We start from the raw sequence: 15,601 nt of genomic DNA, 5'->3' as shown, positions 1-15,601 counted from the left end.
GGAGGAATATCCTTCTCCCACGACTGTTGGGAGTAGCGATGGAAGGCCTCGAAGTAACCGTCCTGCTCGGACTCACGATCCTCGTCGGAACCCTGATCGCCCCGCGCGTGCGTCTCGCGCTGCCCCTCGTCCTCGTCATCCTCGGACTGCTGCTGGGCTTCATCCCGCCTCTGCGCGAGGTCCAGCTGCCGCCGGAGACCGTGCTGCTGCTGTTCCTGCCGGTGATGCTGTTCTGGGAGAGCCTGACGACATCGCTGCGGTCGATCCGCCGCGACTTCCGCTACATCGTGCCGATGAGCACGCTCCTCGTCGTCGCCTCCGCGTTCGCGGTGGCCGGCATCGGCGTGCTCTTCGGCATGCCCTGGGAGATCGCCCTCATCCTGGGGGCCGCGGTCGCGCCGCCCGACGCCACGGCCGTCGCCGCCCTCGGCCGGCTGCTGCCGCGTCGGATGTTCATGAAGCTCAAGGCCGAGAGCCTGACCAACGACGGCACCGCGCTCGTGCTCTATGCCATCGCGGTGTCCCTCGCGCTGGGCGGCCAGGTCACGCCGCTCTCGGTCACCTGGGACGTTCTGGTGTCGTACGTGGGCGGGATCGCCGCGGGGATCGTGGTCGCGGCCCTGGCCACGCTGCTGCTGCGCCGCATCTCCTCCACCATCGTCATCAACGTCACCCTGCTGCTCGTGCCGTTCTCCGCGTTCCTGCTCGCCGAGCTCGTCCACGCGTCCGGCGTGCTCGCCGTGGTCGTGGCCGGGCTCATCATCGCCTGGGTGTCGCCGCGCGTGACGACGGCGGCCTCGCGCCGGCAGGCCGACGCGGCCTGGCCGTTCGGCGTCTTCCTGCTGAACGGGGCGCTGTTCGTGCTCATCGGCCTCGAGGTGCAGTTCGTCGCGCACGAGATCTCCGCCGCCGCCATCGGCCGCCTGGTGCTCGTGACGCTCGCCGTGTGGGCGACGCTCTTCGCCGTGCGGTACGTGTTCCAGCTCCTCAACGTGCTGTTCCAGCGCCGTCCGGCCGAACGCCCGCAGCGCGGGGCCCGCTCCCGTGCCCGACTCGTGTCCACGGTCGCAGGCATGCGCGGCGCCGTGTCGCTGGCGATCGCGCTTTCGGTGCCGACCGGTGTCTCCGCAGGGAGCATGGTGGGCGGGCGTGACGAGATCGTCTTCGTGACCGCCGGGGTGATCCTGCTCAGCCTCCTCGTGCAGGCGCCTCTCCTTCCCGCGCTCGTGCGCTGGGCGCGATTCCCGGTCGACCATGCCGAGGACGAGGAGTACGAGCTCGCCGAGCGGGCGATCTCGGGTGCGGCCCTGGCCGCGCTCGACGACCTCGCCGCGGAGCACGGCATCGGCCAGGAGGTGCGCGACCGGGTGCGTGCCGAGGGGTACCAGGCGCTGGAGTTCGCGAACGCCAGGACGCTCGCGCGGGAGCAGGCGCTCATCGACGCCGAGGCCGACGCGCTGGACGAGATGCTCGGCGAGCCCGATCCCTACGGCACCGGGGGAGAGGCGCCCCGTCGCGAGGACGAGGACGCAGACGCGGGGGACGTCGCGGTGTCGGCAGGGACCGCCCCCGACCCCGAGACGACGGACGGCACGACGCTGCAGATGATCGCGACCTCCGCCGACGTCGACCTCGCCCAGCGCTCACCGCTCGTGCGGCACGAGGAGCACACCCGGCTCAAGCTCGCGCTGCTCGACCGCAAGCGCGAGGTGCTGCTCGGGCTCCGCGGCGCCGGCACCGTGGACGACATGGTGGTCCGCCGGATCTCCGCCCGTCTCGACCTGGAGCAGGTGCGTCTGCAGGGGATCGAAGAGTTCGACTGACCGGCCCGGGCGGCTGTGACGATCTCGTCGTTCCCTTACCGGTCAGACAGGAATTGCGGAACGGGGCCGGGCGCATGCTTGCGACCGGCCCCGCCGTGATAGCAACGGTTACACGCCTGAAAGATCGACCCAGTGTGTCAACTTCAACCATGCGCTCCCGGTTCCCGAGAGCTTGAACTTCACCTCGGCGAGCACCCGGGGAGAAGTGAGCGAGTTCTGTGGCGGCTTGGTCTGGAAGCCCCACCCCGTGTTGTAACTGTAGGTGTTCGCCGTCGGGGCCTTCTTGATGATGGACGGTGAGCCTCCGCCGCTGTAAATCTCTACCTTTCGACCCTGGAGGGCGAACCCGGGATCTGGCGTCCATCGACCGGTGACCTTCTCCGTCCGGATCTGATCGCCCCTGCTATTCAGACTGTAGGTGATCGTGATGGACGACTTGATCGATCCGTTGTCGTAGTTACCGCCCACCGAGGAGCGTGGAGCCACGACGCCGGGGTTTACCGGAACGTGAGGAGAAGGAACTCGCGTCTCGATCGTGGCTGTAGTGGTGCCCTCATCAACCGGTATCTGGTCCGTCTGCTGGTAGACGATCTCTCCAGTTCGTACGTCTGACACGACGATCGTGGATGACGCATACGAAGGCTTCTCTTCGGCAGCCGCATACGCGGTTGACGTGAGGGAGAAGGAAAGTGCCGCGGCTGCGGCGACCGCGATTGCGGCTTTCTGGTGTCTGTTCATGATTTCTCCGGTCGTTGCTGCGGCGCCAGACGGCGCCTTCGCTCAGATGAGCGCGTTGAGCCCAACACGTGCACCGACTTCCAGCGAAGATTGTTTCCTTGTCTTACACGATCCGGCGCCGTAGGGACTGCGCTACGGGCGGTTCTATGCACACGAGCAACGGAGGGTCCCGCACGGCTGTGACGCCGTGTGACATCCCGATTCCGCGACAGCGCGCCCTCCTGCCTAACGTTGTCGAGTCCCGCCAGGAAGGAACCCTGCTCATGTCCCGCCGCACCACCTCCGCCCTCGCCGCGCTCGCCGTGGTCCCGCTGTTCGTCGCCCTCGCCGGGTGCGCCACCTCGTCCGACGCGGGCTCCGGCGACGGCGGCTCCGAGGACAAGACCGTCAAGATCGGTGTCGTCGGCGAGAGCGACCCGCAGTGGCCCGCTTTCGTGGACGCGGCGGCCGACGCCGGCATCACTGTCGAACTCGTCGACTTCGGCTCGTACGAGCTGCCCAACCCGGCACTGAGCGAGGGGGAGATCGACCTCAACCAGTTCCAGCACATCGTGTATTTGGCGCAGTACAACGAGGCCTCGGGGGATGACCTCGCGGCGATCGGTTCGACGCAGATCTACCCGCTGGGTCTCTACTCGACGAAGTACGACTCGGTCGAGGACATTCCTGAGGGGGAGACCGTCGCGGTTCCTGACGACGCCTCCAACCAGGCCCGCGCGCTTCTCGTGCTCCAGGCCGCTGGCCTCGTCGAGCTCAAGGACGGCGGCACGGCCTTCTCCGATCTCGCAGATGTGGACGAGAACAAGTCGACAGTGAAGGTCACCGCGCTGGAGGCCGCACTCACTCCGGAGGCTCTGCCCGACGTCGCTGCTGCCATCATCAACAACGACTTCGTCGAGGACGCCGGTCTCTCGTTCGACGATGCACTCTTCACTGACGACCCGGAGGACCCCAGCGCGCTCCAGTACGTGAACATCTTCGCGTCTCGCGCCGAGGACGTCGACAACGAGACCTACCTCAAGCTCGTCGAGATCTTCCAGACCGACGAAGCTGTGCAGGAGGGGCTGGCGAAGTCGTCCGGAGGAACCGGTGTCACTCTGCAGACGCCGGCAGATGAGCTGGCCTCGCTGCTGAAGGACGTCCAGAAGGACGTCGCTGCGAACGGTTGATCAGGTTCACCTGAGAGAATCGGGCGACGCGGACGCGTCGCCCGATTCGTCGTCTTCAGGCCGACCCCGCCCTTTCCTCCCTCAAGACCGGAGAACCTATGCCGATCGTCTCCCTCGAGCACGTGTCGAAGAGCTACCCCTCGCCGTCCGCATCCGGCACGCAGATCACCGCCGTCGACGATGTGTCTCTGCAGATCGAGCAGGGAGATGTCTTCGGAATCATCGGCTATTCGGGTGCGGGGAAGTCCACCCTGGTGCGGCTCATCAACGCGTTGGAGCCGGCCTCCGCGGGCCGCATCACCGTCGACGGAGTCGAGATCACGGCACTCAGCGAGCGTGAGCTCCGGCGAGTGCGGAGCGGGATCGGCATGATCTTCCAGCAGTTCAACCTGTTCTCCTCGAAAAGCGTGCGGGCGAACATCGCGTATCCGCTGAAGCTCGCGGGATGGTCGAAGGCCGACATCGACGCGCGCGTGACCGAGATGCTGTCTTTTGTGGGGCTGAGCGACAAGGCACGGTCGTACCCCGAGCACCTGTCGGGAGGGCAGAAGCAGCGCGTCGGGATCGCGCGGGCGCTCGCGACCAGGCCGGCGATCCTCCTCGCCGACGAAGCGACCAGTGCGCTAGACCCGGAGACGACACATGAGGTCCTCTCCCTGCTCAAGCGCGTCAATGAGGAGCAGGGCGTCACGATCGTCGTCATCACCCACGAGATGGACGTCATCCAGACGCTCGCGACCAAGGTCGCCGTCATGGACCGTGGGCGGGTGATCGAGCAGGGAGATGTGTTCGAGGTCTTCTCCAACCCGCAGCATGCCGCGTCGCAGCGATTCGTCGGTACGGTCGTCAAGGGCGTTCCCTCCCCGGCCGAGCGTGCTGTCCTGCGTGACCGGCATCAGGGACGACTCGTGACGTTCTCCTTCCGCGACGGCGGCCCGTCCCAGGCGCAGGTCTTCCTGGAGCTGGCCGAGGTCGGATTGGAGTTCGAGCTCGTCTTCGGCGGTATCAATGACATCCGCGGCAGGGCCTTTGGTCACTTGACGCTCGCGATCCGCGGGGACGACGCTCGCATCGATGCGACGCTTGCACGGATCTCGGAGCGCATCGAAGTGACGGACATCGACCACGAGGAGGTGCGCTGATGGATCGTCTGATCGAGTTGGGCCCTGAGTTCTGGACGGCTGCCGTCGAGACGCTTTACATGGTGTCGCTGACACTGGTGCTGGGTGGTCTGCTGGGAGGCCTGATCGGAGTCGGGCTGTATCTCACCCGGCCGGGCGGCATGCTGCAGAACCGGGCTGTCTCCGCCGTCCTGAACCTCTTCATCAACTTCTTCCGCCCGATCCCCTTCGTGATCCTCATCACCGTCCTGATCCCGTTCTCCCGATTCATCGTGGGGAGCGGCATCGGCACGAACGCTGCCATCGTCGCCCTGGTGGTGGCGTCGATGTTCGCCATCGGCCGGATCGTCGAGCAGCATCTGGTCGGTGTCTCGCCGGGAGTCATCGAAGCCGCGCGTGCGATGGGAGCCGGACCGTGGCGAACCCTCTTCACAGTGGTGATCCCCGAGGCGCTCGGACCCCTGATCCTGGGATACACGTTCGTGATCGTGGCGCTGATCGACATGACGGCAATGGCCGGTTACATCGGCGCGGGCGGTCTCGGAAACTTCGCGTTGACGTACGGCCGACGTCAGTTCGAGCCGGTCGTGATGTGGGCCGCCGTGCTGCTCATCGTCGTGTTCGTGCACGTGGCTCAGACGCTCGGCACCCGACTCGCGCGGAAGGTCATGCGCCGCTGAGGTCGATCAGCGTGCCGGGGCCTCCTGCAGGCTCCGGCGCGTGGTGAACGTGCGCTCCTGCCCGCTCAGCGGATCGGTGAACCGGAGCTCGCGGGCGAGGAGCTGGAGCGGGCGGGTGAAGTCGTCCGGACGCTCCGGCTGGAGCACGGGGTAGAAGCCGTCGTGCAGGATGCCGAGGCCGAGCGCGGCGAGGTGCACGCGGAGCTGGTGCATCTTCCCGCTGTGCGGACGGAGAAGCGTGTGCACGACGCGGTCGTCGGCGGCGATGACCTCGATGAGCGTCTCGGAGTTCGGCTCGCCGTCCTCATCCACCTGCACGCACACCTGACCGCGGAGCTTCTCGATCCGGTTGCGGTAGACGAGCGGGAATCGCGACGGATCCCAGTCCGCCGGGCGCGCGGAGACGGCCTCGTAGACCTTCTCCACGCGGCGGTCCTCGAACAGCAGTTGGTAGGCGCCGCGGGTGGCAGGGCGGGCGGAGAACATCAGCAGCCCCGCCGTGGCCCGGTCGAGGCGGTGGATCGGCGTGAGATCCGGGTTGCCGAGGCGGTTGCGCAGCCGGACGAGGGCGGAGTTCTGCAGGTATTTGCCGCCCGGCGTGGTGGGGAGGAAGTGCGGCTTGTCCACGACCACCAGGTGCTCGTCCTGGTGCAGGATCTCCTCGGCGAACGGGATCTTCTTCTCGACCGGAGGCTCCCGGTAGTACCAGACGAACTCCTCGGCGCCGAGTGGCGTGTCCCGGGAGAGCGGCCGGCCGTCGCGCGCGACGATCTCCCCGCGGTCGAAGCGCACGAGCAGCCGCTCCGGATCCAGGTGGAAGAATCGCTCGACCATGTAGGCGGCGACGGTGGGCCATGCACCCGTCAATGGCACGTGCAGCCGGGTCGCACCGACGCCGTCGCGCACGGGAAGCGGGGAGGGCATGCCCATGTCTCGGCCTTCGGAGCAGGGGTCGCGGGGCTGCGACCGGGTGCTTCCAGCCTAGGCGACCGCTCGGGCAGGGTCCGTGGGCCGCGGCCGCCACTCGTTTCCGTCTCCGTTGCACGATCCGGTTGCGCCTGCACGATCATTCCGGGGGTCTCGTCCCACGACCGGACCCTGGTCGTGCATCCGTAACGGAGGGGGCAGAGGCAGGGCCGCTGTCTCCGTTGCACGATCCGGTTGCGCCTGCACGATCATTCCGGGGGTCTCGTCCCACGACCGGACCCTGGTCGTGCATCCGGACCGGCGAGATCGGACTGGCAGCCCGGAACCGGTCGGGGTGTCAGCGGGTTTCGGCGGCGAGCCAGTCGTCGAACGTCGTCGGCGCCGTGCGCGCGTCGTCGCCGGGGAGCAGCACCTCGCCCGCGAACTCGACGCCGAGTGCGGCACCCTTCCACGCGGCGCGCAGCGGAAGGTCGCGGCCCCAGGCGGCGAGAGTGCGGCGCGCCATGTCGACGGCGTCCTCCGTGCGGGGGCCGACGATGTCGAACGAGCCGCCGAGCGCCGGCGACTCCGCTGCGTCGACGAGGGCGGCGGCCACGTCCGCCGGCGCGATGGGCTGCAGCAGCAGAGGGGGCACGACGCCTTCGCCGTCCTCGATGCTCCACTCGGCGATCATCGCGGGGAAGTCGTGGAACTGTGTCGCCCGCACGATGGTGAACGGCACCGCGCCGCGCGTGACCTCTCGCTCCTGGGCGCGCTTGCCCGCATAGTGCGGATTGCCGCGCACGCGATCGAGCGCCGCGATCGAGAGCGCCACGTGGTGGCCGACCCCGGCTTCGTCCTCGGCGGCGAGCAGCGTGCGGCTGAGCGTGGTGAACACCCGCTCAGCATCGGCGACGTCGGATACCGGCGGGTTCGTCGCGTCCACGACCGCATCCACCCCGCGGAGCAGGGCGGCGAGGCCTTCGCCTGTGGTCAGATCGACGCCCTCGCTGCGGCTGAGCGAGAGCGCATCATGCCCCCGCCGCCGGGCCTCTTCGACGACCAGCCGCCCGATCCGTCCCGTTCCTCCTGCGACCGCGATGCGCATGCCCGCTCCTTCAATCATGGATATTGTGTGTCCACAATAAGGCGGTCCCGATACGATGGGCAAGTGAAACTCCCCGAGACCTCGGAATGGGTGCTGCACACCGTCGCGGTGATCGCTCAGCTCCCCGCGGGGTCGACGGTGTCCGGCGCGCAGCTCGCCGAGCACTTCGGCGTACCGGGGCCGTACCTCTCGAAGCAGCTCGCGAAGCTCGTCCGCGCCGGAATCCTCACCGGGAGCACGGGGCCACGCGGCGGCTTCCGCCTGGCGAGAGACCCCGAGAGCATCACCATCCTCGATCTCGTCACGGCGGTCGACGGCGCCGCCGACCCCTACGTCTGCCGTGAACTCCGTCAGCAGGGGAGAGGAGCCGCCCGTCCGGAGGACTGCACCGCGCCGTGCGGACTCGCCGTCGTGATGCGCCGTGCCCACGAGGCCTGGCGGGCTTCTCTGGAGGCGGTGTCGATCGCCGAGGTCGTCGGCGCGCTCCCGGACACCGTCCCCGCCAAGAACCGGCGCCTCCTCCTCGGTCCGTGACCTCCCCGTTCGCACCATCCGTGCCCGGTCGGTCGTGGGACGCCTGCACGATCTGGGTCCGGATGCACGACTCGTGTCGGATCGGTCCTGCGACGCCTGCACGACCCGGGTCCGAATGCACGACGGGGTGACCACTTCTCCCGGGCAGCCGTGCACGGATCGTGCAGGCGGAACAGACCGGACGGGTCGGACGGAACGAACCACACCGGACCGGACCGAACCACACCGGGTCCGGGTCAGGTGTCGAAGCTGAGGCTCAGTTTCCGCAGCAGGGCGGCCAGCCGGTCGCGGTCAGCGCGGGAGAGCGCGCGCAGGAGGTCGGCCTCGGCGTCCACGAGCCGGGTGATCGCGGCGTCCACCCGGACCCGGCCGTCGTCGGTCAGAGTCACGAGCACGCTGCGGCCGTCCGCGGGGTCGGCTTCCCGGCGCACGAAGCGACGGCCGACGAGACGGTCGATGCGGTTGGTCATCGTGCCGCTCGACACGAGGGTCTGCTGCAGGAGCTGCTTGGGCGAGAGCTGGAACGGGGATCCTGCCCGGCGCAGCGCCGACAGCACGTCCCACTCCCACGGCTCGAGGTCGCTCCGGCGGAACACCTCGCGGCGGGCGCGGTCGAGGTGTCGGGAGAGGCGGTCCATGCGGGACAGCACCTCGAGGGGGGAGAAGTCGAGGTCGGGGCGCTGCGTGTTCCACGCGCCGACGATCCGATCGACCTCATCCGCCTCGCTCATCCGTTCATTATCGCGTGCGGCGGCGTCGTGGCCGCGGAGGACGCGGGGAGGAGCATCGTGAGGAACGCGCTGTGCGGGTCGGGGAGGTAGGAGCCGAACGGGGCGCCCTCGCGGAACCCGGCAGCGGCGTACATCGCGCGCGCGGGGGCAAAGAAGGGGTCGCGGCCGGTCTCGAGTGAGAGCCGCCGGACGCCCCGCGCGCCGGCGTCGTCGAGGAGATGACCGAGCATCGTCCGCCCGAACCCGCGTCCGCGGAAGGCGGGATCGGTGCGCATCGACTTCAGTTCCTCATGGCCGTCCTCGACGACGGCGAGGGCGCCCGTCGCGGCGATCCGTCCGTCGACGCGTCCCGTGAAAAACCGGATGCGGGGAGTCAGCAGCCGGTCGAGCGGAAGCGCATGCTGGCTCTCGGGTGGAGCGGTGCCGTCCATCTCTGCGTGGTGTGCGGCGATGAAGGCCGCGATCTCGGGGGTGGCGACGGTGACACGGTCGATCACGAGGCTCATCGTCCCAGCATCGCAGAGCCGTGTTTCGCGCGGATGACGAGCCCGCCCGGCGTGCGCCTCACGCACAGGAAGACGGGCGAGGACGTGGCAGACTTATCGGGCGGTGCCCCCGGGGCACCGCGGTCCGCCGTGGTGTAATGGCAGCACGACAGCCTTTGGAGCTGTGAGGTCTAGGTTCGAGTCCTGGCGGCGGAGCATGACTGAGAACACCCTCGCCGTCGTCGTCCTCGCTGCAGGCCAAGGCACGCGTATGAAGTCGCGCCTGCCGAAGGTGCTGCACCGGATCAGCGGGCGCCCTCTCGTCGGACACGTGCTCACGACGGCCACTCGGCTGCACCCGTCGCACATCGAGGTCGTCGTGCGGCACGAGCGCGATCAGGTTGTCTCCGCGCTGCGCGAGGACTACCCGGACGCCGTCTTCATCGACCAGGACGAGGTTCCGGGCACCGGCCGCGCCGTCCAGGTCGCGGTGGACGCGCTGCCCGCAGACTTCGACGGCGACGTGCTCGTGCTCTCCGGCGACTGCCCGCTCGCCGACGCCGAGACGCTCTCGACGTTCCTCGCCGAGCACCGCGCCTCCGGAGCGCCGGCGACCATCATGACCGCTCTCGTCGACGACCCCACCGGGTACGGCCGGGTCATCCGCGATGCGGACGGCACCGTGGACCGCATCGTCGAGCAGAAGGACGCGACGGCGGAGGAGGCGGCGGTCAGTGAGATCAACGCCGGGATGTACGTGTTCCGGGCCGCCACGCTGCGCACCTACCTGCCCAAGATCGGTGTCGACAACGCGCAGGGCGAGATGTACCTCACGGACGTGCCCGGCCTCGTGCGCCAGGACGGCGACCGAGTCGCGGCGTCGATCGTGTCCGACGTCGAGGTCACGTTCGGGGTCAACGACCGCGCCCAGCTTGCCGAGGTCGGCCGTCGCCTGAACGCCCGCATCGTGCGCCGCTGGCAGCTCGAGGGCGTCACCATCGTCGACCCGGCCACGACGTGGATCGACGACGACGCCACGCTCGCCCCCGACGTCACGATCCTCCCGAACACGCAGATCCTGCGCGCGACGACGATCGCCACGGGCGCGACGATCGGACCGGACACGACGCTCGTCGACTGCGAGGTCGGGGAGGACGCGGTCGTCCGCCGGACCGATGCGACCCTGGCCGTGATCGGCGCCGAGGCGACCGTCGGCCCCTTCTCCTACCTCCGCGCCGGCACCGTGCTCGGCCCGAAGGGCAAGATCGGCGCCTACGTCGAGACGAAGAACGCCGAGATCGGCGAGGGCAGCAAGGTGCCGCACCTGTCGTACGTGGGCGATGCGACGATCGGCCGTGGCGTGAACCTCGGCGCGAGCACCATCACGGCGAACTACGACGACGTCAACAAGCACCGCACGGAGATCGGCGACGAGGTGCACACCGGCTCGCACACGGTGCTGGTCGCGCCCGTTAGGCTTGGTCCTGGTGCGAAGACCGGCGCCGGCGCCGTCGTCCGCAAGGACGTCCCGGCCGGTGCCCTGGCCATGAGCGTGGCCCCCCAGCGGAACATCGAGGGGTGGGTCGAGAAGAACAGAGCAGGGACGGGCGCGGCGGATGCCGCGGCCCGGGAGAATTCGGCGGAATAGGCGGAGCATGGCCCGGAAGAAGAAGACGGTCGACCTGGATCGCGACAACGGCGTGGCCCCCGGCCTCGTCGCCAAGACGAAGAAGCGTCTGGTCATCGCCGGTGGCCGATCGCATCCCGAGCTGACGGCGGCCGTCGCCACCTCGCTCGGTACCGAGATCGCTCCGGTCGAGCACCGCACCTTCGCCTCGGGCGAGATCTACGCCCGCTTCGAGGTCTCGATCCGCGGCTGCGACCTCTTCCTCGTGCAGACGTTCGGCGAGCCGGTCAACGAGTGGCTCATGGAGACGCTCATCATGATCGACGCCGCCAAGCGCGCCTCGGCCAAGCGGATCACCGTCGTCGCGCCGTACTATCCGTATTCGCGTCAGGACAAGAAGGGCCGCGGCCGCGAGCCCATCAGCGCCCGTCTCGTCGCCGATCTGCTGAAGACGGCCGGCGCCGACCGCGTGATGAGCGTCGACCTGCACGCCGCCCAGATCCAGGGCTTCTTCGACGGCCCCGTCGACCACCTGTTCGCCAAGCCGGTGCTCCTGGACCACTTCGAGCGCACCCTCACCCCGGAAGACCGGGAGATCCTCACGGTCGTCTCCCCGGACATGGGCCGCGTGCGTGTGGCCGACACCTGGTCGGACAGCCTCGGAGCCCCGCTCGCGATCATCCACAAGCGCCGCGACCCGAAGGTCGCCAACCAGGTCTCGGTGCACGAGATCGTCGGCACCGTGGAGGGACGCACCTGCCTCCTCGTCGACGACATGATCGACACCGGTGGCACGATCGTCAAGGCCGCGCAGGCGCTCAAGGCGAACGGCGCGCACCGCGTGATCGTCGCCGCGACCCACGCGATCTTCAGCGACCCGGCGTCCGAGCGGCTGCAGGACGCGGCGATCGACGAGGTCGTGGTCACGGACACCATCCCGCTGTCCGCATCGCGTCGTTGGGAGAACCTCACGGTGCTGCCCATCGCGCCGCTGCTGGCCCGGGCGATCCACGAGGTCTTCGAGGACGGCTCCGTCACGAGCATGTTCGGCGGGGACGCGTAACTCATCGGGACGGCACAGCCCGTGCATAGCCGGGGTGCTTACGGTCGAGTCATCGACGGAAGAGTCGACCGTTGACGACCACGGAGGACCCCATGATCCGCACGACCGTTCCGACCTCTGTCCGCACGGGCACCGCCCTCCTCGGGGTCGCAGGGCTCTTCGTCCTCGCCGGGTGCTCGTCGACCGGCGACGCCACCGACACCTCGAACGGCGCCGACGAGACCGCGGGGTCGAGCACCTCGTCCTCGTCGACCGGTGGAGACGCTTCCGGCGCCTACGCCGACGGCACCTACACCGCCGACGGCTCGTACCAGACCCCGGAGACGGTGGAGGAGATCACCGTCACGCTCACCCTCGCCGACGGCGTCGTGACGGAGGTCGAGGTCACGGGCGACCCGAAGGCCCCGGAGACCGAGCGGTACCAGGGAGAGTTCATCGACGGAATCGCCGACGAGGTCGTGGGGAAGCCGATCGACGAGCTGAACGTGAGCCGCGTCGCGGGATCCTCGCTCACGAGCGGCGGCTTCAACGACGCCGTGGCCTCCATCAAGGAGCAGGCCGCCGCCTAGGCGCGAGGCGTCCTCATGGGGCAGTGGCGATTCGAGGCGATCGGCACCGGGTGGGAGATCGAGACCGGTGCCCCGCTCACGGATGACGTCCGCGCGGCCGTGACCGCCGAGATCGAGCGCTTCGATCGCACCTGGTCGCGGTTCCGAGACGACTCCGACGTGGCTCGTCTCGGCCGGTCGGGCGGCTCGCTGTCCGCTCCGGACGCGGGGCCGATGCTCGATGCCTATCGCGAGCTCGATGCCGCGACGGCCGGTGCGGTGAACCCCCTGGTCGCCGACAGCCTTGTCGCCCTCGGCTACGACGCCACCTACTCGCTGCAGGCCGGCGATCCCCGCGCCGCTCCGGCGACCTGGACCTCGCGGCTCATGTGGTCCGCCGGGGCGATCGACGCCTCTGCGCCCGCTCTGCTCGATGTCGGCGCTCTCGGCAAGGGACGCCTCGTCGATCGTGTGATGGTGGTACTGGCTGACCTCCCCGGGGACGTGGTCGTGGACGCCGGTGGAGACATCCGCGTTCGAGGGGCTAGCGTGCGCATCGCGCTCGAGCACCCGTTCGATGCGCGGAAGGCGATCGGTGTTGTCGAGGTCGCTGATGGCGCGCTGTGCGCATCGGCCATCAACCGACGGGCGTGGGGAGACGGTCTCCATCATGTGCTCGACGCGCGGACGGGACGCCCGATCCGCACCTGGGCCGCGACGTGGGCTCTCGCCCCGGAGGCGATGACCGCCGACGCCGTGGCCACCGCGCTGTTCTTCGACGGCGGCCCGGAGCTGGCCGTCCGCTGGGGCGTCGAGTGGGTGCGCATGACCACCGACGGCCGTGTGCAGCGCTCGCCCGGCTGCCGCGCCGAGCTCTTCACCGCGGCACCCGCCGCTGCCGCTGGAACCGGGGGAGACACGACACCATGACCACCGCCTTCGCCGCCACCCGCCAGCGCGTCCTCGCCGTCCTCGGCGCGCTGTCGATGTACCGCCTCGTGCTGTTCGCGCTGACGGCACTGGCCCTCATCGCGCTCGTGCTCTCCCTGTTCGGAGTGATCGTGTCTCCGACGCCGGGGGAGCTGGTGGCGTCCTTCCTCGTGCTCGCCGTCGTGATCTCCGCCGTGGACGCGGTCGCGCAGCGCCTCCTCCGCCTGCCCTGGCGGGTGGAGTCCTCGCTCGTCACCGCCCTCATCCTGCTGTTCGTGCTGCGTCCCGGCATCGAGCCGTCGGCGTTGCTCGGCCTCGCGATCGCGGGCGCGGTGGCCAGCGTGTCCAAGTACCTCATCGCGTGGCGGGGGCGGCACATCTTCAACCCGGCGGCGTTCGGTGCTGCGGTCGTATCGATCCTGGGGGCGTTCGACGCGTTCAGCTGGCTCGGCACCTCCTCGTCGTGGTGGGTCGGCACCCCGGTTCTCGTGATCCCCGTCGTCCTCCTCGGGCTCGCCGTGCTGTGGCGTACGGAGAAGGTCGGGGTCGTCCTGCTCTTCCTCGTCATCGCCGTCGCCACCTCGATCGTGCGGCAGGCGGTGCAGGCCGTGCAGTTCGGCGTCTCGTTCGAGGTCGTGACGGCGCTGTCGTTCGCGGTGCTTCAGTCGCCGTTCCTCTTCCTCGGGGCGTTCATGCTGTCGGAGCCGCTGACGCTCCCGCCCCGTCGTCGGCAGCAGCTCGTCGTCGCCGCCGTGGTGGGCGTGCTCGCGGGGTGGCCGATCTCGGTGGCCGGTCTGTTCACGCTCGGGCAGGAGCGCGCCCTCCTCATCGGGAACCTCGTGGCCTTCGCGTTCGCGCTCCGCGGGTCCGTGCGTCTGGTCCTGGAGCGCCGTGCCTTCGTGACGCCGACCGCGCAGGAGCTCACGTTCCGGGCGAAGGGCCGCGTGCGGTTCCTCCCCGGGCAGTACCTCGAGCTCGATGTCCCGCATCGGCGCCCTGACGCGCGGGGGACGCGCCGCGAGTTCAGCATCGTGTCCGCTCCGGCCGATCTGCCGACCCTCCGCGTCGCGTACAAGAACGGTGACCAGCAGCACCCGTCGAGCTACAAGCGGGCTCTCGCGGCAGCCGAGCCCGGGGCGACCTTCGCGGTGACCGGAACCTGGGGCGACTTCATCCTCCCGCGCGGCGAGCAGCCGGTGCTCATGGTGGCGGCGGGCATCGGTGTGACACCGTTCGTATCGCAGCTCCGGCAGCTCCAGGCGACAGGGGAGCGGCGCGACATCGTCCTCGTCTACGTGGCGTCCTCGGCGGACGAGCTCGCCTTCCGGGACGAGCTCGCCGCGACGGGGGTGCGCACGGTGGTGTTCACCCGCGACGAGCCGGACGACCTTCCCGCGCACTGGACCTGGGCGCAGGGGGCCCGCCTGGACGCGGAGACCCTGGAGCGCGCGGTGGAGGACCTCTCGGCGCGGCACGCCTTCATCTCCGGCCCGCCGCGGCTCATCGCCGACCTCGCGCCCGCGCTGCAGAAGGCCCGTTCCCTCACCACGGACGCCTTCGCCGGCTACTGACGCGGATCGTCTTCCGTCCGTCGGCCCGGGGACGTTGCGACACCTGCACGACCCCGCGACACCCGCACGATGGAATCCCCGGTCTCATCGTGCATCCGCGCCCGGATCGTGCAGACGGGACAGTCCGATGGGATCGTGTGAAGTCCGGTCAGATGGGCCGCCCGCACGATCGGGGACGGATGTACCGCCGGGGGACATCTGCACGACCGGGGACCACGTGCGCGACCGGGGGACATCTGCACGACCGGGGACCACTTGCACGACCGGGGGACACTTGCACGACCGGGGGACGGATGGACGAGGGGATGGACGGATCGGTTGTGCGGACCGGTTCGGGTCGTTCAGGTGGGCACGGACTGGTCTCGACCGCGGAGACCAGGCGGGACTCATGCACGACCGGGGGACGGATGCGAGACGGGATCGACGGATCGGTCGTGCGGGTGGGGTCGGGTCGTGCGGGTGTGCACGGTGCGGTTTCGACCTCGGACGTCGACCGGAGACACCTGCACGACCCGGGGACGGGTGCACGAGGGGATGGATGGATCGGTCGTGCGGACGGGTTCAGGT

General features: G+C 69.4%; 15 protein-coding genes and 1 tRNA gene. 11 read left to right on the top strand and 5 right to left on the bottom strand.

The features are described from left to right. Positions 1-38: 38 nt before the first annotated feature. Positions 39-1,823 (top strand): Na+/H+ antiporter, encoded by a 1,785-nt coding sequence (locus tag B2W79_RS12840; protein WP_292790039.1) that lies wholly within the window; start codon positions 39-41, stop codon positions 1,821-1,823. Positions 1,824-1,931: 108 nt separating this feature from the next. On the opposite strand, the gene B2W79_RS12835 is transcribed toward B2W79_RS12840, so the two are convergent. Next, entirely contained in the window at positions 1,932-2,561 is a 630-nt protein-coding gene (locus B2W79_RS12835) for a hypothetical protein (RefSeq protein ID WP_143049312.1), read from the bottom strand. A 263-nt stretch (positions 2,562-2,824) separates the two neighbouring features. On the opposite strand from B2W79_RS12835, the gene B2W79_RS12830 reads away from it, so the two are divergent. From B2W79_RS12830 to B2W79_RS12820, 3 genes are all read left to right on the top strand, one after another. Then, a complete protein-coding gene (locus B2W79_RS12830; protein WP_071329636.1) occupies positions 2,825-3,730 on the top strand; it encodes a MetQ/NlpA family ABC transporter substrate-binding protein in 906 nt (301 codons plus the stop codon). 98 nt (positions 3,731-3,828) lie between these two features. Continuing rightward, a complete protein-coding gene (locus tag B2W79_RS12825; protein WP_071329637.1) occupies positions 3,829-4,872 on the top strand; it encodes a methionine ABC transporter ATP-binding protein in 1,044 nt (347 codons plus the stop codon). Then, positions 4,872-5,531: a methionine ABC transporter permease gene (locus B2W79_RS12820; RefSeq protein WP_021198776.1), complete on the top strand. Its 660-nt coding sequence runs from the start codon at positions 4,872-4,874 to the stop codon at positions 5,529-5,531. Before B2W79_RS12825 ends, B2W79_RS12820 begins: the two co-directional genes overlap by 1 nt. Before the next feature lie 6 nt (positions 5,532-5,537). Here the strand turns inward: B2W79_RS12820 and B2W79_RS12815 are convergent, their stop codons facing one another. Both B2W79_RS12815 and B2W79_RS12810 read right to left on the bottom strand, forming a co-directional pair. Beyond that, positions 5,538-6,461 (bottom strand): pseudouridine synthase, encoded by a 924-nt coding sequence (locus B2W79_RS12815; RefSeq protein WP_071329638.1) that lies wholly within the window; start codon positions 6,459-6,461, stop codon positions 5,538-5,540. Positions 6,462-6,795: 334 nt separating this feature from the next. Continuing rightward, positions 6,796-7,545: an SDR family oxidoreductase gene (locus B2W79_RS12810; protein ID WP_292790034.1), complete on the bottom strand. Its 750-nt coding sequence runs from the start codon at positions 7,543-7,545 to the stop codon at positions 6,796-6,798. Between the two features lie 63 nt (positions 7,546-7,608). On the opposite strand from B2W79_RS12810, the gene B2W79_RS12805 reads away from it, so the two are divergent. Continuing rightward, a complete protein-coding gene (locus B2W79_RS12805; protein ID WP_071329640.1) occupies positions 7,609-8,079 on the top strand; it encodes an RrF2 family transcriptional regulator in 471 nt (156 codons plus the stop codon). Between the two features lie 236 nt (positions 8,080-8,315). Here the strand turns inward: B2W79_RS12805 and B2W79_RS12800 are convergent, their stop codons facing one another. Both B2W79_RS12800 and B2W79_RS12795 read right to left on the bottom strand, forming a co-directional pair. Then, complete coding sequence (locus B2W79_RS12800; protein ID WP_025105633.1) at positions 8,316-8,810, bottom strand: MarR family winged helix-turn-helix transcriptional regulator; 495 nt, start codon at positions 8,808-8,810, stop codon at positions 8,316-8,318. Beyond that, positions 8,807-9,382: a GNAT family N-acetyltransferase gene (locus B2W79_RS12795; protein WP_396654702.1), complete on the bottom strand. Its 576-nt coding sequence runs from the start codon at positions 9,380-9,382 to the stop codon at positions 8,807-8,809. Before B2W79_RS12795 ends, B2W79_RS12800 begins: the two co-directional genes overlap by 4 nt. 57 nt (positions 9,383-9,439) lie before the next feature. Here B2W79_RS12795 and B2W79_RS12790 point away from each other — a divergent pair. The 6 genes from B2W79_RS12790 (at position 9,440) to B2W79_RS12765 (ending at position 15,034) form a co-directional block, all read left to right on the top strand. Beyond that, a tRNA-Gln gene (locus B2W79_RS12790) sits at positions 9,440-9,511 on the top strand. A 1-nt stretch (position 9,512) separates the two neighbouring features. Next, positions 9,513-10,943: a bifunctional UDP-N-acetylglucosamine diphosphorylase/glucosamine-1-phosphate N-acetyltransferase GlmU gene (glmU, locus tag B2W79_RS12785; protein WP_292790029.1), complete on the top strand. Its 1,431-nt coding sequence runs from the start codon at positions 9,513-9,515 to the stop codon at positions 10,941-10,943. Between the two features lie 7 nt (positions 10,944-10,950). After that, entirely contained in the window at positions 10,951-11,985 is a 1,035-nt protein-coding gene (locus tag B2W79_RS12780) for a ribose-phosphate diphosphokinase (RefSeq protein WP_071329643.1), read from the top strand. A gap of 92 nt (positions 11,986-12,077) precedes the next feature. Next, a complete protein-coding gene (locus tag B2W79_RS12775) occupies positions 12,078-12,554 on the top strand; it encodes an FMN-binding protein (protein ID WP_292790026.1) in 477 nt (158 codons plus the stop codon). Positions 12,555-12,569: 15 nt separating this feature from the next. Beyond that, positions 12,570-13,463: an FAD:protein FMN transferase gene (locus B2W79_RS12770; protein WP_292790024.1), complete on the top strand. Its 894-nt coding sequence runs from the start codon at positions 12,570-12,572 to the stop codon at positions 13,461-13,463. Next, positions 13,460-15,034 (top strand): FAD-dependent oxidoreductase, encoded by a 1,575-nt coding sequence (locus B2W79_RS12765; RefSeq protein WP_292790022.1) that lies wholly within the window; start codon positions 13,460-13,462, stop codon positions 15,032-15,034. Before B2W79_RS12770 ends, B2W79_RS12765 begins: the two co-directional genes overlap by 4 nt. Positions 15,035-15,601 lie beyond the last annotated feature (567 nt).

Origin of the sequence: Microbacterium sp. UBA7513 (genome assembly GCF_002478345.1) — a bacterium.
In the GTDB taxonomy this organism is placed as follows: Bacteria; Actinomycetota; Actinomycetes; order Actinomycetales; family Microbacteriaceae; genus Microbacterium.
This window is presented reverse-complemented; position numbering and strand designations above follow the sequence as displayed.